We start from the raw sequence: 20,250 nt of genomic DNA on the forward strand, positions 1-20,250 counted from the left end.
TCCAACTGCATTATGCATCTCTGGGTAAGCCTTTTTCTACGATTCTGATTAACCTAGCCGTTTTACGAATTTGTAATCGTTGTTTATCGTTTTGTTGAGCAAGCGCCCATTCAATATGTTCTAAAACAAGCTCGCTGCATATTTGGCTTTTATCTTGTAGGGCATGAATAATAGCCGGGCTAAACTCTGCATTACCTAAACCGACCGCTATATTACGTAACCAACGTTCGTGACCTATGCGGCGAATAGGGCTGCCTTCGGTATTTTTTAAAAATGTAGGCTCATCCCAAGCAAATAGCTCAAGTAAATCTTTATTTTTTAATTGAGTACGAGGATGAAAATCATTTTCATCCGTTATTTGTCCATAACGATTCCAAGGGCATACCAACTGACAATCATCACAACCATATATACGGTTGCCTAATAAAGTTCGGTATTGTTCGGGTATGGGTCCTTGGTGTTCTATCGTTAAGTACGATATGCATTTACGTGCATCAACAACGTAAGGCTCTACAATTGCACCTGTTGGGCAAAGAGTAATACAAGCAACACATTTTCCGCAGCCTTCAAACGTGTTCTCTGCATCTATTGGTAGGGGTAAATCAATAAATAGCTCGCCTAAAAAAAACCATGATCCTGCTTCTTGATTAATTAATAACGAATGCTTACCGCGCCACCCTAAACCGGCTTTTTCGGCAAGTTGACGCTCAAGTACCGGGGCTGAATCTACAAACGGCCTAAAGCCATATTCGCCAATTTCTTGCTCTATTTTTTGGCCAAGTTTTTTTAAACGATTACGCATTAATTTATGGTAATCACGACCCAGTGCATAACGACTTATGTATGCTTTTTCTTTATTTTTTAAGGTTTTTGCAAAGCCAGCATCGGGAGGGAGATAATTCATTTTTACGGATATAACACGCTGTGTACCAGGTACTAATTCAGCAGGGCGAGCGCGTTTCATGCCGTGAGCAGCCATATAATCCATCGAGCCGTGGTAGCCAGCATCAAGCCAGCGTTGCAATTGGGCTTCGTGCTTAGATAGGTCAATATCAGTAATACCTACTTCGCTAAAACCAAGCTCTTGCCCCCAGGTTTTTATTTGTAGGGCTAATTTTTCATAGTCTGGGGTAGGGTTGCTCACACACTTCACACACTTAAATTAATAGCTGCGTAATTTACCATATTTCTCTGAGCCCGAAAACGCTTCTTAGCGCACGAAGCGCTTTAACTGTTGTTGGGTCTGTAAGCTTAACTGTTGAGATTGCTCGCTATCGGCTAATGCCGTATCTATTTGCTGTTTAGCTTGCTCACCTAAAGCTACTATTTGCTCTACCGATTGGTGAGTATTAGTTTGAGTGCCCTCAAGCATATGTACAGCACTGGCTATTTGTTGTAGTTGCTGTTGGTTGTGCTCAAACTCACTAAGCATTTTTGTAAAACCCTCACAGGTTGCACTAATTGAGCTTTGTGCATTATTGGAGTGAGTCATTAATTGCTCTGACTCTTTATTTGTCTCGTTTACCAAATCATTCATCTGATTTATAAAGTCGCTTATTTGCCTAGTTGCGCCACTTACCTTTATTGAAAGTGTGCGTACTTCGTCTGCAACTACGGCAAACCCTCTGCCAGCTTCACCCGCTCTAGCTGCTTCTATTGCGGCGTTAAGGGCTAACAAATTAGTTTGATCAGAAAACTCTTCAACCATTTTTAAAATACTACGAATGTTTTCACTGTTTTCTTTCAGTCCCGCAATTGTATTTGAAAAGCTACCCAGCATATTAGTAATAAGTTTAACCTGCTCCACTAAAGCAGCGAGCTCTGATGCAGAGAGTTTTACAAAGTTAAGGTGTTCATTATTAACGTTATGCACGTTATCTGTATTATTCACAATGTTTTGTAAGCTTTGGGTTATTTGCATACTGGCATTAATAATACTTTGGCTTAATTGTATTTGTTGCTCACTTGATTGCTCAGTATTTTGCATTGATTGGGTGACTTGTGTATTACTGTGTGCACTAGCTTGAGCACTGTTATAAGTTGTGCTGAGTAACTCACTTAAATGGGCAGTAAATATATTATATTGTGTACTTAAATCTTTAAATTCGTCATACGAAAAGTGAGGAAGTTTTGCTGCTAAATTTGCATCTTGTTGGTTTATTTTTATCAAAGTATCGCGCATAGCGGTAACAGGGCGAACAATTAAAAAACGCATATAAAAAAGAGTAAAAATAAAACCAGATATAATAACAAGCGTAAGAAGCCAAAATAGCCCTGTACTTTGCTGTTGTTCGCTTAAGCTCTGATGCAGCCAAAATAACGTAATTGCTTGGAACAATAATACAAAACTTAAATTACCGACTATTTTACGCGTTAACGTAAAAAAGAATGTTTGCTCTATATAGTTATAAATTTTCATAAAACTACTCATTATGCTTAAGCCCTACGATTCTTATTTTAGTTAGGGAGGTGTTAGTTAGCTTTTTTGTAACGATAACAAGTAAGCTTTGGTTCGCGCTGGGTAATTTGTAAAAATTCCGTCTATGCCATACTCAAGCATTAGCGCTATATCTTGTTCTCTATCGACCGTATAAGCATAAATCTTTAAGCCTCTTTTTTTTGCATCATCGGCAAAAGCCTTATTTATAAAGGTTTTATCTGCATGTACGCTATAAGCGTTTAAATCACTTGCAAACTTTGCATAGTTAATTGGAATAGAAGAAGTAAGGGCGCCTATTTTAAGCCATGGTAGCTTGCTTTTAAGCCACTGTAGTTGATGATGATCAAACGATGATACTAAAATATTTGCTTTCGATATTTTGTTAGCTTCAATGTTTTCTTCAAGTTGAGCCACAAACCTTTCTAGTTCAAATGTATGTTTAAGCTCAATATTTAATAAATATTTATTATTATTCCAATCAAACAACTGCTGAAGAGTAGGAATTTGTTCACCATTTCCAGCATCAAGTTTAGAAAGTTCATGTGCCGTAAAGTTACTCACCCTACCTTTACCGCTGGTGGTTCTATCGAGCCATGAGTCGTGTATTAACATGTAATCATCGATGGAACTTTGAATATCTACTTCAATACCATCAACACCTACTTTTAACGCTTCTAAAATAGCGCTTTTGGTGTTTTCAGGAAAATCCCCACTGGCACCACGGTGTGCAAATACTTTCATTGTCGAGCCTTTTTAGTGATTGACCACGTTTCAAAACAAGCGGCACTAACAATAAGTGCTCCACCAACTAACGTCATAACAGTAGGACGTTCATGAATAATTACTATAGCCAGTATGGTGCCATAAAGTGGTTGTAAGCAAGAAATTAACCCCGCAGTTGCCGCTGATAAATGCTTTAAACTTGCTGCAAATAATGAATGAGGTGTAGCCGTAAAGATAACACCTGCTATGGCAATTAAAATTAGGTCGTGATTACTAACCTCATATACCGGCACTTCTATAAATGCGCACAGCATAATGCTTGCCACTAAGGTTTGATAAAACATAGTTTGCGGGCCACCATATTGGCTAAAGTAGCGCTTATGGGTAATGTTTCTGATTGAAAAAAACAATGCCGATATAACACCTGTTATTACACCCAAGGTTACATCGTCGCCTAAGTTTGCACTTGGTACTAATAAGTAAATACCTAAAACAACCACCGCTGCACTTATTATATCTTTTGCTTTTGGCCTGCTTTTATTAAATAAGGGTTCTAAAAACACCGTCATTACGGGGTAGCTAAAAAATGCCAGCATTCCAATAGTTATACCGGCCATTTGCATACCAGCAAAATAGGTAACCCAGTGAATACCCACCGCAACACCTAAAAATAACGCAATAAGGTAGTCTTTAGGTTTGTTGAGTTTAATTTGTTTTTTTTGAAAATACAGCATGGCTAAAATAGCCATTCCTGCAATTGCAGTTCTGTAAACGGTAATATCTAAAGCATTTAAACCAATAAGCTTGGCAAATAGAGCGGTTCCGCCAAAAAGTAATACCGCTATGTGCAAATAAATTAAACTTTGCTGCTGAGATTGCATTTAGTTTCCTTGTTGTACTTTTTGAACATATTAACATTGCTTAAAAATTCTTAAGATGAATTTTTTTATCGCATGACAAATGTCATAAAAGTTGATGACACTTCACACTCTTATTATTTTTATACGCTGGCATAGTTACCTTACTCAACAGGGGATAATTATGAATTCTTTAATTTTAATCAGCTTAACTATTAATGAAGTGCTAGAGGCGTTAAGTTTTACGATTACGTACGCAGATTGCTTTATGCTGGCATGCATTTTTATGTTATTTATATTTATTAATAAAAATAGTCCTATAAGTAAAAATAATATGCCTGAGGTATTAGTATGAGCTCGCTTAACTCCTTTTCTCAACAAAGTGATAAAGGTTTTTGGAAATATGGGCATTTAATTTTTACAGGCTTTTATTTACTCCCACTAATAATTAATTTTGCGAGCTTTACTGCTAACCAAATAACGATGTCTTTAGCCTTTTATGTTGCTTTTATTCTTTTATATGTAAAAGCAATAAACTGCAAAAGTGCAGGGGTGACCAAGTTGTTTGTAGCCATGCTATTAATTTGTTTTTGCGCCACTTTTTACACCACAGGTACTCCTACTTTATTTGGCTTTGCAGCCTACGTAGCAGGCTATGCATACAACTACCATCAAAGAATTTATGCTGCACTCGCGATTATATCTACGGTTTTATTAAGCGCATATATTGGTGATATAGGGAAGGTTCAATACTTTTTAGCCGTTGCTTTGATTTTATGTGCAGCCTTATTTAGTTACGGTATTGCAGCTAAAAGAGAGAGCCTGTACAAAAAACGTGAGCAAGAAAGCGCTAACCAATTAGAGCAATTAGCAGCAATTGCTGAGCGTGAACGGATAGCCCGCGACTTGCATGATATTTTAGGCCATTCACTGTCATCAATTGCTTTAAAAGCTGAGCTTGCAAATAAATTAAACCAAGGTGAGCGTTACGCTCAAGCAAATAACGAAATTGCACAAGTGGCCGATCTGGCAAGGCAGTTACTTAGTGATGTAAGAAGCGCCGTTAGTGATTTAAAACAGCTTAACCTTGTTAGCCAAGTAGCACAGTTAAAACAAAGATTAATAGAACAAGACTTTAACGTTTCATTTAATGTGGTTTTAAATACTCTACCCGCTAAAGTAGAGGGCATCGCCGGCCTTATAATTAAAGAAGCCGTTACCAACTTGCTACGCCATAGCAGCACAAAAAATTGCGAAATAAATATAGAACAAACAGCGCTGCAACTACTCATCACCGTTATTGATCGTGCACCGTGCTCCACATTAAATTCGGGCAATGGCCTAAATGGTATTAAAGAGCGAGCAGAGCAACTCAATGGCAGTGCAACATTTACCTGTGGCGATATTTTTACTTTAAATGTAATGCTACCAATTTCAGCTAAGGATTTACAATGATCAGAGTGTATTTAGTGGAAGATCAAGCGCTTGTGCGCGACGCAGTAGCAGCATTGTTAGGACTCGATTTTAATATTGAGATTATTGGGCAAGCAAGTAATGGGCAAGATGCACTTAATGCAATTGAGGCGCTTGATAGTGATTTACATCCCGATATAATTTTAACCGATATAGAAATGCCAACCATGAATGGTATAGAGCTGAGTGAAAAAATAGCCGCTAAGTTCCCCGCTATAAAAATGGTTATTATGACCACATTTTCTCGTGCGGGTTATATTAGGCGAGCGCTTACGGCAGGTGTTAAAGGTTTTATTTTAAAAGAAGCACCCAGTGAAGAGCTAATAAATGCGCTTAAAAAAGTAATGCAGGGGCAAAAAGTAATTGACCCAGAGCTTGCTATTAATGCACTAGACGACTCCGACCCGCTTACCGATAAAGAGCGAAAAGCGCTTAAACTTGCAAGCGACGGCCTTAAAACAAGCGACATAGCCAAGCAGTTATTTATAAGCGAAGGTACTACACGTAATTATTTATCAGACGCTATTGCTAAGTTAAACGCCACTAACCGTATAGATGCTGCACGTATAGCTAAACAAAAAGGATGGCTTTAAATAGTGGGTTTATAAATTATAAGCAAAGTATTACTTATAAAAGTAACGAACAGCGCTTAAAATTAGCTTAAAATTAGCTTAAAATTAGCTTAAAAAGCGTTAAAAGAGGGTTTAATGGCAAATCTAATAGAACTAACAACTAAAAATAACACCGCTATACTCACCATGAATACCGCTGAAAACCGCCACAATCCAGCGTTTTTGGTTGAGTTTAATTTACACCTTGACCACATTGAAGCAGATCAAAATATTAAGTCAGTTATTCTAACGTCCTCGAGTGACAAAAACTGGTCATTGGGCATCGACCTTCAATGGATGTCTAATCCAAGTATTTTACCTGCTGCAATTTCTGACTTTATGATTCAAATAAGTGACTTGTTTAAGCGCATAGTTACTTTTCCTATGCCTATTATTGCTGCGTTAAACGGGCATACCTATGGCAATGGTTCGGTGCTTGCGTGTGCGTGCGATTTTAGATTTATGAAGTCAGATAAAGGCTTCTTTTGTTTTCCTGAAGTGGATGTAATGGTGCCGTTTGTACCGTCGATGTTTCCTATAATTAATAAAGCTATTTCGCAAACATTCTTTAATCGTTTAGCTATGTCAGGAGAGCGTGTTGGTGCACAGCAGTTGCTAGACAATAAAGTGGTTGAAGCTGTGTTTGCAAATAACGATGAACTACAAGCAGGTGTACTTGAGTTTGCCCAGCAGTTTAATAAAAACCGCTGGATTTACGCTCAAAATAAATCACAAATGAATAAGCAAATTTTGCTTACAATGAAAGAAGAAGACCCAAGCTTTATTGATAATATAAGCAAACTGCTCTGGAAAAATCTACAAAAAAAATAGTATAAGTCTTAGTATTGCTACTAGATGAAAACACTTTGCAGTTAAGGGGTCGTTAAGCCCCATTGCGCTAGATTTTTAAACTATACAGCAAGATAAACAGCAAGGTAAAAGTGCTTTCTTAAAAGTTTAATCGCTTTTACCTGTCTCATTATAACTATATGGGTTAAAATACCTACATAACCAACTAACAAGATAGTGAATGTCAAACCAAGATCCAAATCTCAGTCGAGAACAAGAAAAGTACGAAAACCCAGTCCCTAGTCGTGAGTTTATACTTACTCACCTTCAAGAGCGTTCAAAACCTGCTAACTACGCGCAATTATGTGAAGAACTAGCAGTAAACGATGACGAACGCCAAATAGCATTTAAACGCCGCCTTCGCGCTATGGAGCGTGACGGACAGCTGTATTTTAATAAATTTAAATGCTATGCCCTAATTGACGAAGCCGGTTTAACCAAAGGCAAAGTAATAGGCCACAGAGACGGTTTTGGCTTTTTAGAAGTTGAAGGCGAGAGTAAAGATTGGTTTATTGCTAAGCACCAAATGAATATGGTGTTACATGGCGACATTGTACTAGCTAAAGGCACTAAACGTGGCTCTGGCTCAAAATGCGATGCACGTATTATAAAAGTGCTTACTAACGAGCGCGCGCCAATTGTTGGCCGTTACTTTGTAGAGCATGGTGTTGCCGTTGTGGTAGCTGAAGACCCGCGCATAACGCAAGATATAATGATTTTACCAGGCAACGAAAACGGTGCCCGCCATAACCAAATGGTGCAGGTTAAAATTACTCAAAATCCAAGCCGTAACATGAACGCGGTAGGTAAAATTATTGATGTACTTGGTGAGCATTTAGCCCCAGGTATGGAAATCGAAGTCGCACTGCGCAATCACGATATTCCACATGTATGGCCAGAAGAAGTTGAAGCACAAGTTGCTCACCTAGGTGAGTTTGTTGAAGACGCTGACAAACAAGGCCGCGTAGATTTACGTGACTTACCACTTGTAACTATTGATGGCGAAGACGCTCGCGACTTTGATGACGCCGTATACTGTGAACCTAAAAAATCGGGTGGCTGGCGCTTATGGGTTGCCATTGCCGATGTATCGCATTACGTAGGAATGAACACGCCGCTTAACAAAGAAGCAATTTTGCGTGGTAACTCAGTGTATTTTCCTGAGCAAGTAATTCCGATGCTACCAAAAGTGCTTTCTAACGGATTATGTTCGCTTAATCCAAAAGTAGATCGCTTATGTATGGTTGCCGAAATGACCGTATCGAGCGCGGGTAAACTTTCGGGCTATAAGTTTTACGAAGCGATAATGAACTCGCATGCACGTTTAACTTACACCAAAGTAAATGCCATTTTACAAAACGACGAAAAACTACGCGAAGAATACTCAGCCGTAGTGCCACATTTAACTGACTTACAGCAAATGTATATGGCACTTAAAGCTGCACGCCAAGACCGTGGTGCCATTGAGTTTGAAACCCTAGAAACACGTTTTGTATTTAACGCTCAGCGTAAAATAGAATCAATAGTGCCTGTTATTCGTAACGACGCGCACAAACTGATTGAAGAATGTATGATTTTAGCCAACGTATCGGCGGCTAAAATTCTTGAAAAGCACGAAGCAAGCGCGCTTTATCGTGTGCATGACGAACCAGACAGCGAAAAACTAGGTAACTTTACTAAGTTTTTAGGCGAGTTAGGTATCGAAAGTACATTAAGCGACGAGCCAACGCCAAAAGAAATAACCCAAGTATTAGCGCGACTAGGTGACCGCCCAGAAGCCGAGCTTATTCAAACTATGCTACTGCGTTCAATGAAACAAGCTGTATATCAGCCAGATAACATTGGTCACTTTGGTTTAGCGTTATCGGCTTATGCGCACTTTACATCGCCAATACGTCGTTACCCAGATTTAGTAGTACATCGTGCTATTAAAGCAGTTATAAAAGCACAAGGTCAGCAAACGTCTGGCGAATACGCTTATACCGACGACGAAGTTGATCAACTTGGTGAGCAGTGTTCTACCACAGAGCGCCGCGCCGATGATGCAACTCGCGAAGTAGCCGACTGGCTTAAATGTGAGTTTATGCAAGATCATGTAGGTGACGAGTTTGACGGTGTTATTTCATCGGTCACTAACTTTGGTTTGTTTATTCGTTTAGACGATTTACAAATTGATGGGCTTATTCATGTTACTAATTTAGGCGACGAATTTTTTGCACATGACGCTGCAAAACACACCCTAATAGGTGAGCACTCTCACAAAGTTTATCGCCTTGGCGATAAAGTAACAGTAAAAGTTGCGTCGGTTAGTTTAGACGATCGCCGTATCAACTTAACGCTTAAAGGCGATGTTGCACAAGACAGATACTCACGTCGTCGTGCGCCAAAAAAAGGTTCAGGTAAATCTGAGCATGCGCCAGCAAGTGTGCGTTCGCAATTAAAAGCAGGCAAAGTACCGGGTAAAAAGTCGCACAGCGATGACAAACCAAAAGGTAAAAAAAAGCCAGCAAATAAAGATAAAGGCAAGCCTGCAAATAAGTCTGCAACTAAACCCGCAGATAAAAAAGCAGCAGACACTGCCGTAAAGAAAAAGCCGAAGAAGAAGGCAGTTAAAAAGCCTAAAAGAGCTGGCAAAAATGCCCGTAAAAGTACTAGCCCAGGAGCAGATAATACGTGAGTAATGAATTAATTTTTGGCTTTCACTCTGTTGAAGCAATTTTAGAAAGCGAACCAGAGCGCTTTGTAGAAATTTACGCCCTTAAAGGTCGTGACGACAAACGCTCAACTCCGATTATTGATGAAGCACGTAAGTTTGGTATTTCAGTACAGTTTATGCAGCGTAAAGCCCTTGATAGCAAATCAAAGGGTGAGCAGCATCAAGGTATTATTGCCAACGTAAAAGCAGCGCCAACGTTTAACGAAAAAGATCTTGATGCGATAATCGCTCGTGAAGACACACCGTTTTTACTTGTGCTTGATGGTATTACCGATCCGCATAATTTAGGCGCATGTCTACGTAGTGCAGACGCTGCTGGTGTTCATGCTGTAATTGTACCTAAAGATCGTTCTGCCAAGCTTAACGGCACAGCACGTAAAGTAGCTTGTGGCGCAGCCGAAACAGTACCGCTTATTCAAGTGACTAACCTTGCACGTACGCTTCGCGAAATTAAAGATGCAGGCGTATGGGTTGTAGGCACTGCTGGCGATACTGATAACCACGTATTTGATGCAAGCTTAACGGGGCCAATGGCGATTGTTATGGGCGCAGAGGGAGAGGGCATGCGACGCTTAACGCGTGAGCATTGCGATATGCTCGTTAAAATCCCAATGGCGGGTACTGTTTCAAGCTTAAACGTATCGGTAGCCACGGGTATTTGTTTGTTTGAAGTATTACGCCAACGTAACGCAAATAACTAATATATAAAACGATAAGTTTTATGTATTAAAAAGCCGAGATTGAAATTCAATCTCGGCTTTTTTGTATCTGTAATTTGCGCTTTAACTTTGCACCAATTGTATTGAATTGGTGCTCTATTATAGCGATAGGGAAATAGCTCTATAGCAAGGCAAAAATAACGAAATATAGTTGTTCTTATATCAGTTATTTTTAACGTAGCTAGTGAACCATTTCTCCTATACAAAGCGCAGGTAAACGGTTTAATAACAAGGCAATAATTTAGATGTGTAGTGTTCTTACATAAAAAATTATTAACGCTGTTAGTGAACCATTTCTCCTATACAAAGCGCAGGTAAACGGTTTAATAACAAGGCAATAATTTAGATGTGTAGTGTTCTTACATAAAAAATTATTAACGCTGTTAGTGAACCATTTCTCCTATACAAAGCGCAGGTAAACGGTTTAATAACAAGGCAATAATTTAGATGTGTAGTGTTCTTACATAAAAAATTATTAACGCTGTTAGTGAACCGTTTAACCAGCTTTCAATTTAGAATGAGTAAGTGTAGCCCATCTGTACAGTACGCGGCTTACCTGGTTGAATGCCACCGTTTGAACGGTTAGCAACGTATGTTTTATCAAACAAGTTATCAACGCTTAGGTATACTTTTTGATTTTCATCGATTAAGTATTTAGCAGCTAAATCCCATACTACGCGGCTATCAATTGCGTTTAAGCCCGACTGCGTTAAGTTAGCATGCGCATCAGATACGTAACGTATTTGGCTGTTAACTACAAACGCAGAAAACTCAGCACCTAACGATAACGCTACTTGGTTTTCTGGTACGTAAGGCATTGCATCGCCTTTTTCTACCGTGCCCCAAATTTCTGAATCAAAATCGTTTTTAAACTCAGAGTCTGTGTAGGTATACGTTAATTTAACTGGGAACATAGCTGTATCAGTTGCAAACGTACGTGCTGCACTAAATTCAAAGCCCGCTACTTCTACTTCACCGTAGTTGTATTGGTCGCCAATGTTGTCGTCGCTACAACCAACCGCTGCAGTACAGTTACCGTGCATGTTGCTGTAGTCAGAGTAAAACGCAATTACTTCACCGCTAAAGCCATCCATATTAAAGCGAGAGCCAAACTCAATGTTTACACTTTCTTCTTCTTCTTGGTCAGCATTACCAGGTGCTGCTGGTGCATAACCTTTTTGAATGCCCGCAAGTAGCGTTACGTTTTCGTTAAGCGTGTAAGTAGCACCTAGTGACGGCACTAAAATTTCAGTATCGTTCGACACATCTTTAGTTAAACCGTTGCTGCGTGTTGGATCTGATTTAGACCACTCTTCACGCGTAATAGTAATATCTTCATAACGAAGACCTGCACTTACTACTAATGCATCAATTGTCCACTCGTCTTGAATAAACAAGGTACTTGCTTCTGCGCTATCTACACGGTTGCTGTCAGAGCCCGGAACACCTTGCTCTGTAAGCGTTAAGCTTAGGTCTTGATTAAGTGTGTATTTGTCTTCCCATTGAAAACGATCCATTTCGTCTTCGTGGTAACGTACGCCAACAGTCACATAGTGATCGCCTGCAGGAATATGTAATTCAGACTGAATACCTTTAGCTTGGTAATCGCGGTTATTAGCTTTAATACCAATACCTTCAATACCTTCAATACCTTCGCTTGTCGGGTTTGCTTCAAATTCACTGTATTGTTCAAGGTAGCTTTCGCTTACTTTGCTGGCTTTATACCAGTTACGATGAAAATCGTTTAAGTAAGCCGTAGCTAAAAACTCATAGCCATCACCAAAACGGTACGCGTAGTTAAGTTGGTATGCGTTGTGGCGCGTATTCATTTCATCGTTTTGCGATGCAGCATAACGACGATAAGGACTTTCTTGATAGTCTTCGTCAGTTAAGCCCATGTATGTTTCGTCTGATGTTTCGTCAGAGTACTTAATTTTTAGCTCAAGATTATGCGCATCGTTTTGACCAAACGTATGGCCAAACTTTAATAGTAAATCTGTTTTTTCAAAGCCGGTGTTGTCATTACCTACTGGCAGCTCTTTAAAGCCGTCTGCGCCGTAAGTAAATACTTCAATTAAGCCTGCTGTGTTGTTTTTTTCTTTACCGAAGTAAGCGTGACCTTTGTAATATCCATCACCACCAAGGGCAGCATCTACCATACCCTTTGAGCTATTTGGCTCAGTAGGTAAGCTGCGCGAAAGTAAGTTTAAAACACCGCCCGTAGTACGCGGGCCATACTTAACTGATGCCGCGCCTTTTAATACTTCAATAGACTCCATACGACCCGTAGTAGGGAAGTAGTAAGCAGAAGGTGCTGAGTATGGTGCTGGTGCAACTAATACACCGTCTTCCATTACTGATATTTTATCGTTACGACCAGTACCTGTGCCGCGCATACCAATATTAGGACGAAGACCGTAGCCGTCTTCTTCTTGCACGTAAACGCCCGGAACAGACGCTAAAACGCGAGAAATATCAGTAAATTTGAATTTTTGAAGTTCTTCATCAGAAATAAACGTAGCCGAACCAGGAATATCGTTGATTGCTTGCTGAGAGCCAATAACGGTAATTTGTTCAAAGCGTTGTTCTTTATTGCTGGTGTCTTTTGCTATTGCAGTAGCACTAAAAGACAAAGCAACCGCAGTTGCCAGGGTAGATACTAAAAACTTAGGGTTCATTGTGTTCCTAATCATGTCAATTATCTTAATTGGCGTAATTTGAACACGTTAACGAATACGAATCAATGTTATTAAGTATTTAATTATTCAGTTTAATAGAACTAAAAGCACCTACTTATGCAACTTTGTTAACTAAATTGTTTCTTTTGTATTAGTTTGTAATTGCTTTACTCGTTATAAAGTTTTGATTAGCTATAACCTAAACGTAGCGCTATAAACTCCGCGAGCTTATCTACTGCATGATCCGATTCACCCGAACTTTTAATTAAACTAATACCAATATTACCAAGGGCAGGTAAATGTTTGGTTTGAACTTGATAGTTAAGCTCACTCGGTACTGTGCTTTTAGCAAGTACGGTAATACCTAAGCCTTCTTTTAATGCAGCAATAAGGCCGGTTAAATCGGCGTTGCTATATACAATTCGGTATTTTATGCCTGCATTTTTTAATGCATCAATTGCACGACGACGATAAATACACCCCTCTGGTGCGGTAACTAGCGTAACCACGTCGTTTTGCGCAAGTGACAGGTCGCCCACCCACACCAGCTCGTCTTGCATAAAAATAGGGAACTTATCAGAGTTGAGTCGCTCATTTAGCGCAAGTACTAAATCGAACTGATCTTGGCGAGAAGCCGAAAGTAAATGTTTACTTAAACGCGACTTAACTTCTAACGACACCTCAGGGTAGAGCGCCACAAAGTCGCCAATAATAGAAGGTAAAATACGCGCAGCAAATTCGCTCGGAATACCCAAGCGCACTTTACCTGCGATGTTTTCTGATGTGAACTGCTGCAAAATAGCATCGTTGTGTTGCATCATTTGCTTTGCCATAGGCAATAATAGCTCGCCGTACTGGTTTAATACTTGGCGCTGTCCTTGTTTTTTAAATAGTTTATATCCGAGCACGTCTTCTAAGCGCTTTATTTGCAAACTTACAGCAGGTTGCGACAGGCCAAGTAAATCGCCTGCTTTAGCAAAGCCACCTATTTCAACTACCATTACAAAAGTACGTAAACCGTCTGTTGATATGTTTTTCATATTTAAAATTACAATTTATATAGCTATATATATAAGTATTATTTATCAATTGATAAAAAATTACAATTTGTTGTTGGTAGGCGTGGGCAATATACTTTTGTAATCGAAAATACACAGGTGTTTGTTATGACTTTTAACCCAATAATGTTTGCCCGCCACAGCAACGCAAGTAGTGCGGTTACTAACGCTTTGCAAACTAACAACAATCACGTTGTAATGGATTTTAGCGGCACCGAAACCAGTGTATTTTTAAGCACTATTTTAGGCCTTGATTTAACTAAGCTTACCGCCAGCGGTTTAGGCTTAAAGGGCACGCTTGATGGCGACTATAATTCTGACTACAGCTTTGCTGTTTATTACTTTAGCGAAACCGCCTTTAGATTTGTATTACCGCATAGCGCAAGCCTTCAACTACAAGCGCTTATAAACGAGCAACAGCTACGTTTTGATATTGATTATGTAGTACGCACCGACCTAGCAAGCTTTATTTTAAGTGGCGACAACGCGTTTGATACTCTAGTAAATGCTTTTAAATTAACACCAGGTTTGCGCTTATCAAATGCGCAACTATGCTACGGTGCGCAAAGTGGTGATGTATTTATTACCGCCATTGATAAAAACGACGAACAACACTTTGTATTAGTAGCTAAACAACAAGAATTACAAAAATGGCAAAGCTACATGCAAGCGCAAGGTTTTGCACTTATGCATAGTGAAGCCGCATAACGAATACAAACAACAGGTGAACATAACAATGTTTACCTGTTTTTAATTACGGTTAAGTAAAAACTAATTTAAGCCACGCCCTAAACAGGGTTAATTTAAACGTGAAGGAATGTTATGACTTCTAAAACTGTACTACATGCTAAGCACCTAGAAGCGGGCGCTAAAATGGTTGATTTTTATGGCTGGGAAATGCCAATCAACTACGGCTCACAAATAGAAGAACACAATAGCGTGCGTACCGACGCAGGTATGTTTGACGTATCACACATGACTATTGTTGATATTGAAGGGCCTCAAGCACAAGCATTTTTACGTAAGCTAGTAGCTAACGACGTTGCAAAATTAACCGTACCAGGTAAAGCGCTTTACACAGGCATGCTTAACGAGCAAGGCGGTGTAATAGATGACTTAATTATTTATTTCTTTAGCGAAACCTTTTACCGCCTAGTTGTTAACTCAGCAACGCGCGAAAAAGACCTAGCGCATTTAGCTAACGTATCGAGCGACTTTGACGTAACCGTTACAGAGCGCCCAGAGTTTGCAATGATTGCAGTACAAGGCCCTAACGCTAAAGCAAAAACAGCCACTCTTTTAAATGCTGAGCAACAAGCCGCGGTTGAAGGCATGAAACCGTTTTTTGGTGTTCAAGTAGGTGATTTATTTATTGCCACAACGGGTTATACTGGCGAAGACGGTTACGAAATAGTAGTACCGAACGACCAAGCAGCCGATTTATGGCAACAACTGCTAGACGCAGGGGTTAAGCCTGCTGGTTTAGGTGCACGCGACACGCTACGTTTAGAAGCAGGTATGAACCTTTACGGCCTAGATATGGACGAAAGCGTATCACCACTTGCAGCTAACATGGCATGGACCATTGCATGGGAACCAGAAGATCGCGACTTTATTGGTCGTGACGTACTTGTTAAGCAACGCGCAGAAAAAAGCACTGACAAACTAGTTGGCTTAGTGTTTGAAGAAAAAGGCGTGTTGCGTAGCGGTTCTAAAGTAATTGTTGACGGTGGGATAGGTATTATTACCTCTGGTACTTTTTCACCAACACTTGGTTTTAGTGTCGCCCTTGCACGTGTACCACGTTCAACAGGCGATACAGCTCAAGTAGAAATGCGTAAAAAATTAGTAAACGTTAAAGTAGTAAAGCCTAGCTTTGTACGTAACGGTAAATCAATACTTTAAATAATTTGGTTATACCAAGCACAATAATTATTGCGATTGGTATCCTCCCAATATAAACCAAAGGACAAATAAAATGAGCAACATTCCTAGCGAGTTAAAATACGCACCTTCACACGAGTGGGTTCGCAGTGAAGGCGACGGTACATTTACTGTTGGTATTTCTGAGCATGCACAAGAGCTTCTTGGCGACATGGTATTTGTTGAATTACCAGAAGTTGGCGACGAAGTAGACGCTGGCGAAGACTGTGCAGTAGCAGAGTCAGTTAAAGCAGCATCAGACATTTACGCACCTATTAGTGGCGAAATTGTTGCTATTAACGAAGAACTTGAAGATTCACCTGAAACAGTAAACAACGACGCTTACGGCGACGGTTGGTTATTCCGTATTAAAGCATCTGACGAGTCTGAGCTAGACAACTTATTAGACGCTGAAGGTTACTCGCACACTATCGACGAAGAATAATCATTTTTTGTAGATAACTAAAAGCCCCGTTTAATGTATAAAAATGGGGCTTTTATGATTTTACAGCTCACCACCCCATACTGAGTGAACTGTTAAATCGTCAAATATTTTAATTAATGCTAGTTACCCATTAGCATTTAGGATCATAGGAATCTGGATTCATGTCAAACGCCAAATCTCTTGAAGAACTAGAGCAAAAGCAAGATTTTATTCGCCGCCATATTGGGCCAAGCCCAGCACAAGTAAGCGATATGCTAAGTGCTTTAGAAGTATCGAGTGTGCAAGAGCTCATTGACCAAACTGTACCTGCTAGCATTCGCTTAGAGCAGCCATTAACAGTTGGCGAAAGTCGTACTGAAGTTGAAACACTAAGCTACCTAAAATCAGTAGCAAGCAAAAATAAAGTTTTCAAATCGTACATTGGCCAAGGCTACCACCCAACTAACGTACCGCACGTAATTTTACGTAACGTACTAGAAAATCCAGGTTGGTATACAGCGTACACACCGTATCAGCCAGAGATTGCTCAAGGGCGTTTAGAATCATTATTAAACTTCCAAACTATGACCCTAGATTTAACCGGTCTTGATTTAGCAAGTGCATCACTACTTGACGAATCAACAGCGGCTGCAGAGGCTATGGGCCTTGCAAAACGCGTATCAAAAGCTAAAAAAGCCAATGCCTTTTTTATTGCCGACGACGTACACACACAAACAATCGACGTAGTAACAACGCGTGCTGAGCAGTTTGGTTTTGAAATAATTGTAGGTAAAGCAGAAGATGCCGTAAACCACGACATTTTTGGTGCATTGTTCCAATACCCAACTACATCAGGCGAAGTGGTAGATATAACTGACCTAATTGCTGGCGTACAAAGCAAAAAGGCCATTGCCTGTGTTGCTGCCGACATAATGAGTTTATTACTATTAAAAGCACCGGGTAAACTAGGCGCAGACGTAGTACTTGGTTCGGCTCAACGTTTTGGCGTACCTATGGGTTACGGCGGTCCACACGCTGCATTTTTTGCAACACGTGACGCATACAAACGTTCATTACCAGGTCGTATTATTGGTGTATCTAAAGACCGTTTAGGTAACGACGCACTACGTATGGCAATGCAAACGCGCGAACAACACATTCGCCGCGATAAAGCCAACTCAAACATTTGTACAGCGCAAGTATTACTTGCCAACATGGCAGCGTTTTACGCGGTGTACCACGGCCCACAAGGCTTAAAAACTATCGCGCAGCGTATACATCGCTTTGCTGATATTTTAGCAACAGGCTTAAAAGCTAAAGGCATTGCACTTAAGCACAGCACTTGGTTTGATACGCTAACAGTAGTAAGCGATAGCAAAGACGACGTAATAGCACGTGCAATTGCAAAAGGCGTAAACTTTGCAACAAACCACGAAGGCGAGTACTCAATCTCGGTATCAGAGACAACAACACGTGCCGATATTACTGAGTTATTTGATATTATTTTAGGCGAAGGTCATGGCCTAAGTGTTGACGCTATTGCAGCCGACGTTGAAGCAAATGGCAGCGAGTCAATTCCTGCAAGTTTAGTACGTGACGACGAAGTACTAACGCATCCAAACTTTAACAGCTACCACAGCGAAACAGACATGCTTCGCTACATTAAGCGACTAGAAAGTAAAGACTTATCGCTTAATCACTCAATGATCTCGTTAGGCTCATGTACCATGAAACTAAACGCGACTGCTGAGATGATCCCAATTACGTGGCCTGAGTTTGCAAACCTTCACCCATTCTGCCCGCTAGATCAAGCAGAAGGTTACCAAATAATGATTGGCGAGCTACACGACTGGCTAGTAAACATTACCGGTTACGATGCAGTATCACTACAGCCAAACTCTGGCGCGCAAGGTGAATACGCAGGCTTAATCGCGATTCGTAAATATCACGAGTCACGCGGCGACGCACACCGTAATGTATGTTTAATCCCAAGCTCTGCGCACGGTACCAACCCTGCATCAGCGCAAATGGCGAGCATGAAAATTGTGGTAGTTAACTGCGACAAAAACGGTAACGTAGACATGGTTGACCTTAAAGCGAAAGCTGAGGAAGTGTCTGAAAACTTATCGTGTATCATGATCACATACCCATCTACGCATGGCGTATACGAAGAAACAATTCGCGAAATTTGTGACATTATTCATGAGCACGGCGGCCAAGTTTACATGGACGGCGCAAACATGAACGCGCAAGTTGGCGTAACAAGCCCAGGCTTTATTGGCTCAGACGTATCGCACTTAAACTTGCATAAAACGTTTTGTATTCCACACGGTGGCGGTGGTCCAGGTGTTGGCCCAATTGGTGTTAAATCGCACCTAGCGCCATTTATGCCAAACCACAGCGTAATTAACGTACCAGGTACTAACATCGGTAACGGTGCGGTATCGGCAGCGCCTTACGGCTCAGCCGCTATTTTACCTATTTCATGGGCTTACATCACCATGATGGGCAGCGAGGGCTTAAAGCAAGCCACTGAAATGGCAATTGTTAATGCTAACTACTTAACGCATGAGCTAAGCAAGCACTTTCCAATTTTATACCGTGGTCGTAACAACCGTGTTGCTCACGAATGTATTGTTGACTTACGCCCGCTTAAAGAGCTATCAGGCATTACTGAAATGGACGTAGCTAAGCGCTTGCAAGATTATGGCTTCCATTCACCAACTATGTCGTTCCCAGTAGCTGGCACACTAATGATTGAGCCAACAGAGTCTGAATCAAAAGGTGAGATTGACCGCTTTATCGAAGCAATGGTGTCAATTAAAGGCGAAATTGAAAAAGTAATCTCTGGCGAATGGTCAATCGAAAACAACCCGCTAGTATTTGCACCGCATACACAAGGCGACGTGTTAGGTAACGAATGGGACCGCGCATACGACCGTTTTTACGCTGCATTCCCAGTGCCTGCAGTAGCTAAAAACAAGTTTTGGCCAACCGTTACACGTATTGATGACGTATACGGCGACCGTAACTTAGTATGTTCATGCCCACCGGTTGAGACTTATCGCGACTAAGAGCACAGACTAATTTTTGAACTTTAATGGATAGTAAGCTCCATTATAGTTTGGGATTTATCAAAATTAAAAAAGCCGTTGCAGCAATGCAACGGCTTTTTTGTATGTGGTGATTCGCCATAAATAATATGGGCGTAGGTTGGAAAGAGTGAAACGAAACGCAACGAATCACAAATATACTTTCTCGCTCAAAAACTAAGAGTATGTGTTATTTATTGTAGGCGTTTAGCTTGCTGACGCGCGGGCGGCAGCCTTAAAGTTATAAATAACATTGTATGCTTGTAGCTTTTAGGCTACATTTGTTCAGCAAGTTGAATAAATTAGAGTAATTATTATGGCGCTACAAACATCAGATTTTAACCCGTTTGACTATATGGAAACACAGCAAGAAATTAATACATTTTTAGAAGAGTGTTTAGCTGATGATGATCCAAATACCTTTATTGAAGCACTTGGCTTATTAGTAAAAAAACATGGCGTGAGTGATATTGCTAAAGCAACTGGGTTAAACCGTGAAAGCTTATATAAAGCAGTTAACGGTAAAACCAAGCCACGTTGGGAAACTATTTTTAAAGTGATGAAAGCACTTAACTTTCGCCTTACAACACAAGTAGCGTAAGCTGGGTAGAGTGAAACGAAACCCAACAAATCGCAAATATACTTACTCGCTTAAAAGCCGAGAGTATGTGTTATTTATTGTAGGCG

At 40.4% G+C, this 20,250-nt stretch carries 16 protein-coding genes; 10 read left to right on the forward strand and 6 right to left on the reverse strand.

Going from position 1 to position 20,250, the window contains the following annotated elements:
* Positions 1–10: 10 nt before the first annotated feature.
* The 4 genes from queG to I6E72_RS11360 all read right to left on the reverse strand — a co-directional run bounded on the left by queG (position 11) and on the right by I6E72_RS11360 (position 4,044).
* Entirely contained in the window at positions 11–1,144 is a 1,134-nt protein-coding gene (gene queG, locus I6E72_RS11345; protein WP_007579922.1) for a tRNA epoxyqueuosine(34) reductase QueG, read from the reverse strand.
* Between the two features lie 66 nt (positions 1,145–1,210).
* Positions 1,211–2,431, reverse strand: a complete 1,221-nt coding sequence (locus I6E72_RS11350; protein ID WP_197112335.1) for a methyl-accepting chemotaxis protein — start codon at positions 2,429–2,431, stop codon at positions 1,211–1,213.
* Positions 2,432–2,476: 45 nt separating this feature from the next.
* Positions 2,477–3,181 carry a glycerophosphodiester phosphodiesterase gene (locus tag I6E72_RS11355; protein ID WP_197112337.1) on the reverse strand — a complete coding sequence of 235 codons (705 nt, stop codon included), beginning with the start codon at positions 3,179–3,181 and terminating at the stop codon, positions 2,477–2,479.
* On the reverse strand, positions 3,178–4,044 hold the full coding sequence (locus I6E72_RS11360) for a DMT family transporter (protein WP_007579930.1): 867 nt from the start codon (positions 4,042–4,044) through the stop codon (positions 3,178–3,180). Before I6E72_RS11360 ends, I6E72_RS11355 begins: the two co-directional genes overlap by 4 nt.
* Before the next feature lie 327 nt (positions 4,045–4,371).
* Here I6E72_RS11360 and I6E72_RS11365 point away from each other — a divergent pair, with 327 nt between their 5' ends.
* The 5 genes from I6E72_RS11365 to rlmB all read left to right on the forward strand — a co-directional run bounded on the left by I6E72_RS11365 (position 4,372) and on the right by rlmB (position 10,370).
* Positions 4,372–5,475 (forward strand): sensor histidine kinase, encoded by a 1,104-nt coding sequence (locus I6E72_RS11365; protein ID WP_197112339.1) that lies wholly within the window; start codon positions 4,372–4,374, stop codon positions 5,473–5,475.
* Positions 5,472–6,086: a response regulator transcription factor gene (locus I6E72_RS11370; RefSeq protein WP_165721124.1), complete on the forward strand. Its 615-nt coding sequence runs from the start codon at positions 5,472–5,474 to the stop codon at positions 6,084–6,086. Before I6E72_RS11365 ends, I6E72_RS11370 begins: the two co-directional genes overlap by 4 nt.
* 114 nt (positions 6,087–6,200) lie before the next feature.
* Positions 6,201–6,935: an enoyl-CoA hydratase/isomerase family protein gene (locus tag I6E72_RS11375; protein WP_197112340.1), complete on the forward strand. Its 735-nt coding sequence runs from the start codon at positions 6,201–6,203 to the stop codon at positions 6,933–6,935.
* 199 nt (positions 6,936–7,134) lie between these two features.
* A complete protein-coding gene (rnr, locus tag I6E72_RS11380) occupies positions 7,135–9,630 on the forward strand; it encodes a ribonuclease R (RefSeq protein WP_197112341.1) in 2,496 nt (831 codons plus the stop codon).
* Positions 9,627–10,370: a 23S rRNA (guanosine(2251)-2'-O)-methyltransferase RlmB gene (rlmB, locus tag I6E72_RS11385; protein ID WP_197112342.1), complete on the forward strand. Its 744-nt coding sequence runs from the start codon at positions 9,627–9,629 to the stop codon at positions 10,368–10,370. Before rnr ends, rlmB begins: the two co-directional genes overlap by 4 nt.
* A gap of 530 nt (positions 10,371–10,900) precedes the next feature.
* On the opposite strand, the gene I6E72_RS11390 is transcribed toward rlmB, so the two are convergent.
* Together I6E72_RS11390 and I6E72_RS11395 are read right to left on the reverse strand one after the other, a co-directional pair.
* Positions 10,901–13,066, reverse strand: coding sequence for a TonB-dependent receptor family protein (locus I6E72_RS11390; RefSeq protein ID WP_197112343.1), 2,166 nt, complete (start codon positions 13,064–13,066; stop codon positions 10,901–10,903).
* A gap of 188 nt (positions 13,067–13,254) precedes the next feature.
* Complete coding sequence (locus I6E72_RS11395; RefSeq protein ID WP_197112344.1) at positions 13,255–14,106, reverse strand: LysR family transcriptional regulator; 852 nt, start codon at positions 14,104–14,106, stop codon at positions 13,255–13,257.
* Positions 14,107–14,232: 126 nt separating this feature from the next.
* Here I6E72_RS11395 and I6E72_RS11400 point away from each other — a divergent pair, with 126 nt between their 5' ends.
* From I6E72_RS11400 to I6E72_RS11420, 5 genes are all read left to right on the forward strand, one after another.
* Positions 14,233–14,832: a hypothetical protein gene (locus tag I6E72_RS11400; RefSeq protein WP_197112345.1), complete on the forward strand. Its 600-nt coding sequence runs from the start codon at positions 14,233–14,235 to the stop codon at positions 14,830–14,832.
* 114 nt (positions 14,833–14,946) lie between these two features.
* On the forward strand, positions 14,947–16,029 hold the full coding sequence (gene gcvT, locus I6E72_RS11405) for a glycine cleavage system aminomethyltransferase GcvT (RefSeq protein WP_197112346.1): 1,083 nt from the start codon (positions 14,947–14,949) through the stop codon (positions 16,027–16,029).
* Between the two features lie 73 nt (positions 16,030–16,102).
* Positions 16,103–16,492, forward strand: a complete 390-nt coding sequence (gene gcvH / locus I6E72_RS11410) for a glycine cleavage system protein GcvH (RefSeq protein ID WP_024590231.1) — start codon at positions 16,103–16,105, stop codon at positions 16,490–16,492.
* Positions 16,493–16,653: 161 nt separating this feature from the next.
* Complete coding sequence (gene gcvP, locus I6E72_RS11415) at positions 16,654–19,545, forward strand: aminomethyl-transferring glycine dehydrogenase (RefSeq protein ID WP_197112347.1); 2,892 nt, start codon at positions 16,654–16,656, stop codon at positions 19,543–19,545.
* A gap of 334 nt (positions 19,546–19,879) precedes the next feature.
* Entirely contained in the window at positions 19,880–20,164 is a 285-nt protein-coding gene (locus I6E72_RS11420; RefSeq protein WP_007579952.1) for an addiction module antidote protein, read from the forward strand.
* Positions 20,165–20,250: the final 86 nt, after the last annotated feature.

The organism is Pseudoalteromonas sp. NSLLW24 (assembly GCF_015864725.1).
Lineage (GTDB): Bacteria > Pseudomonadota > Gammaproteobacteria > Enterobacterales > Alteromonadaceae > Pseudoalteromonas > Pseudoalteromonas arctica.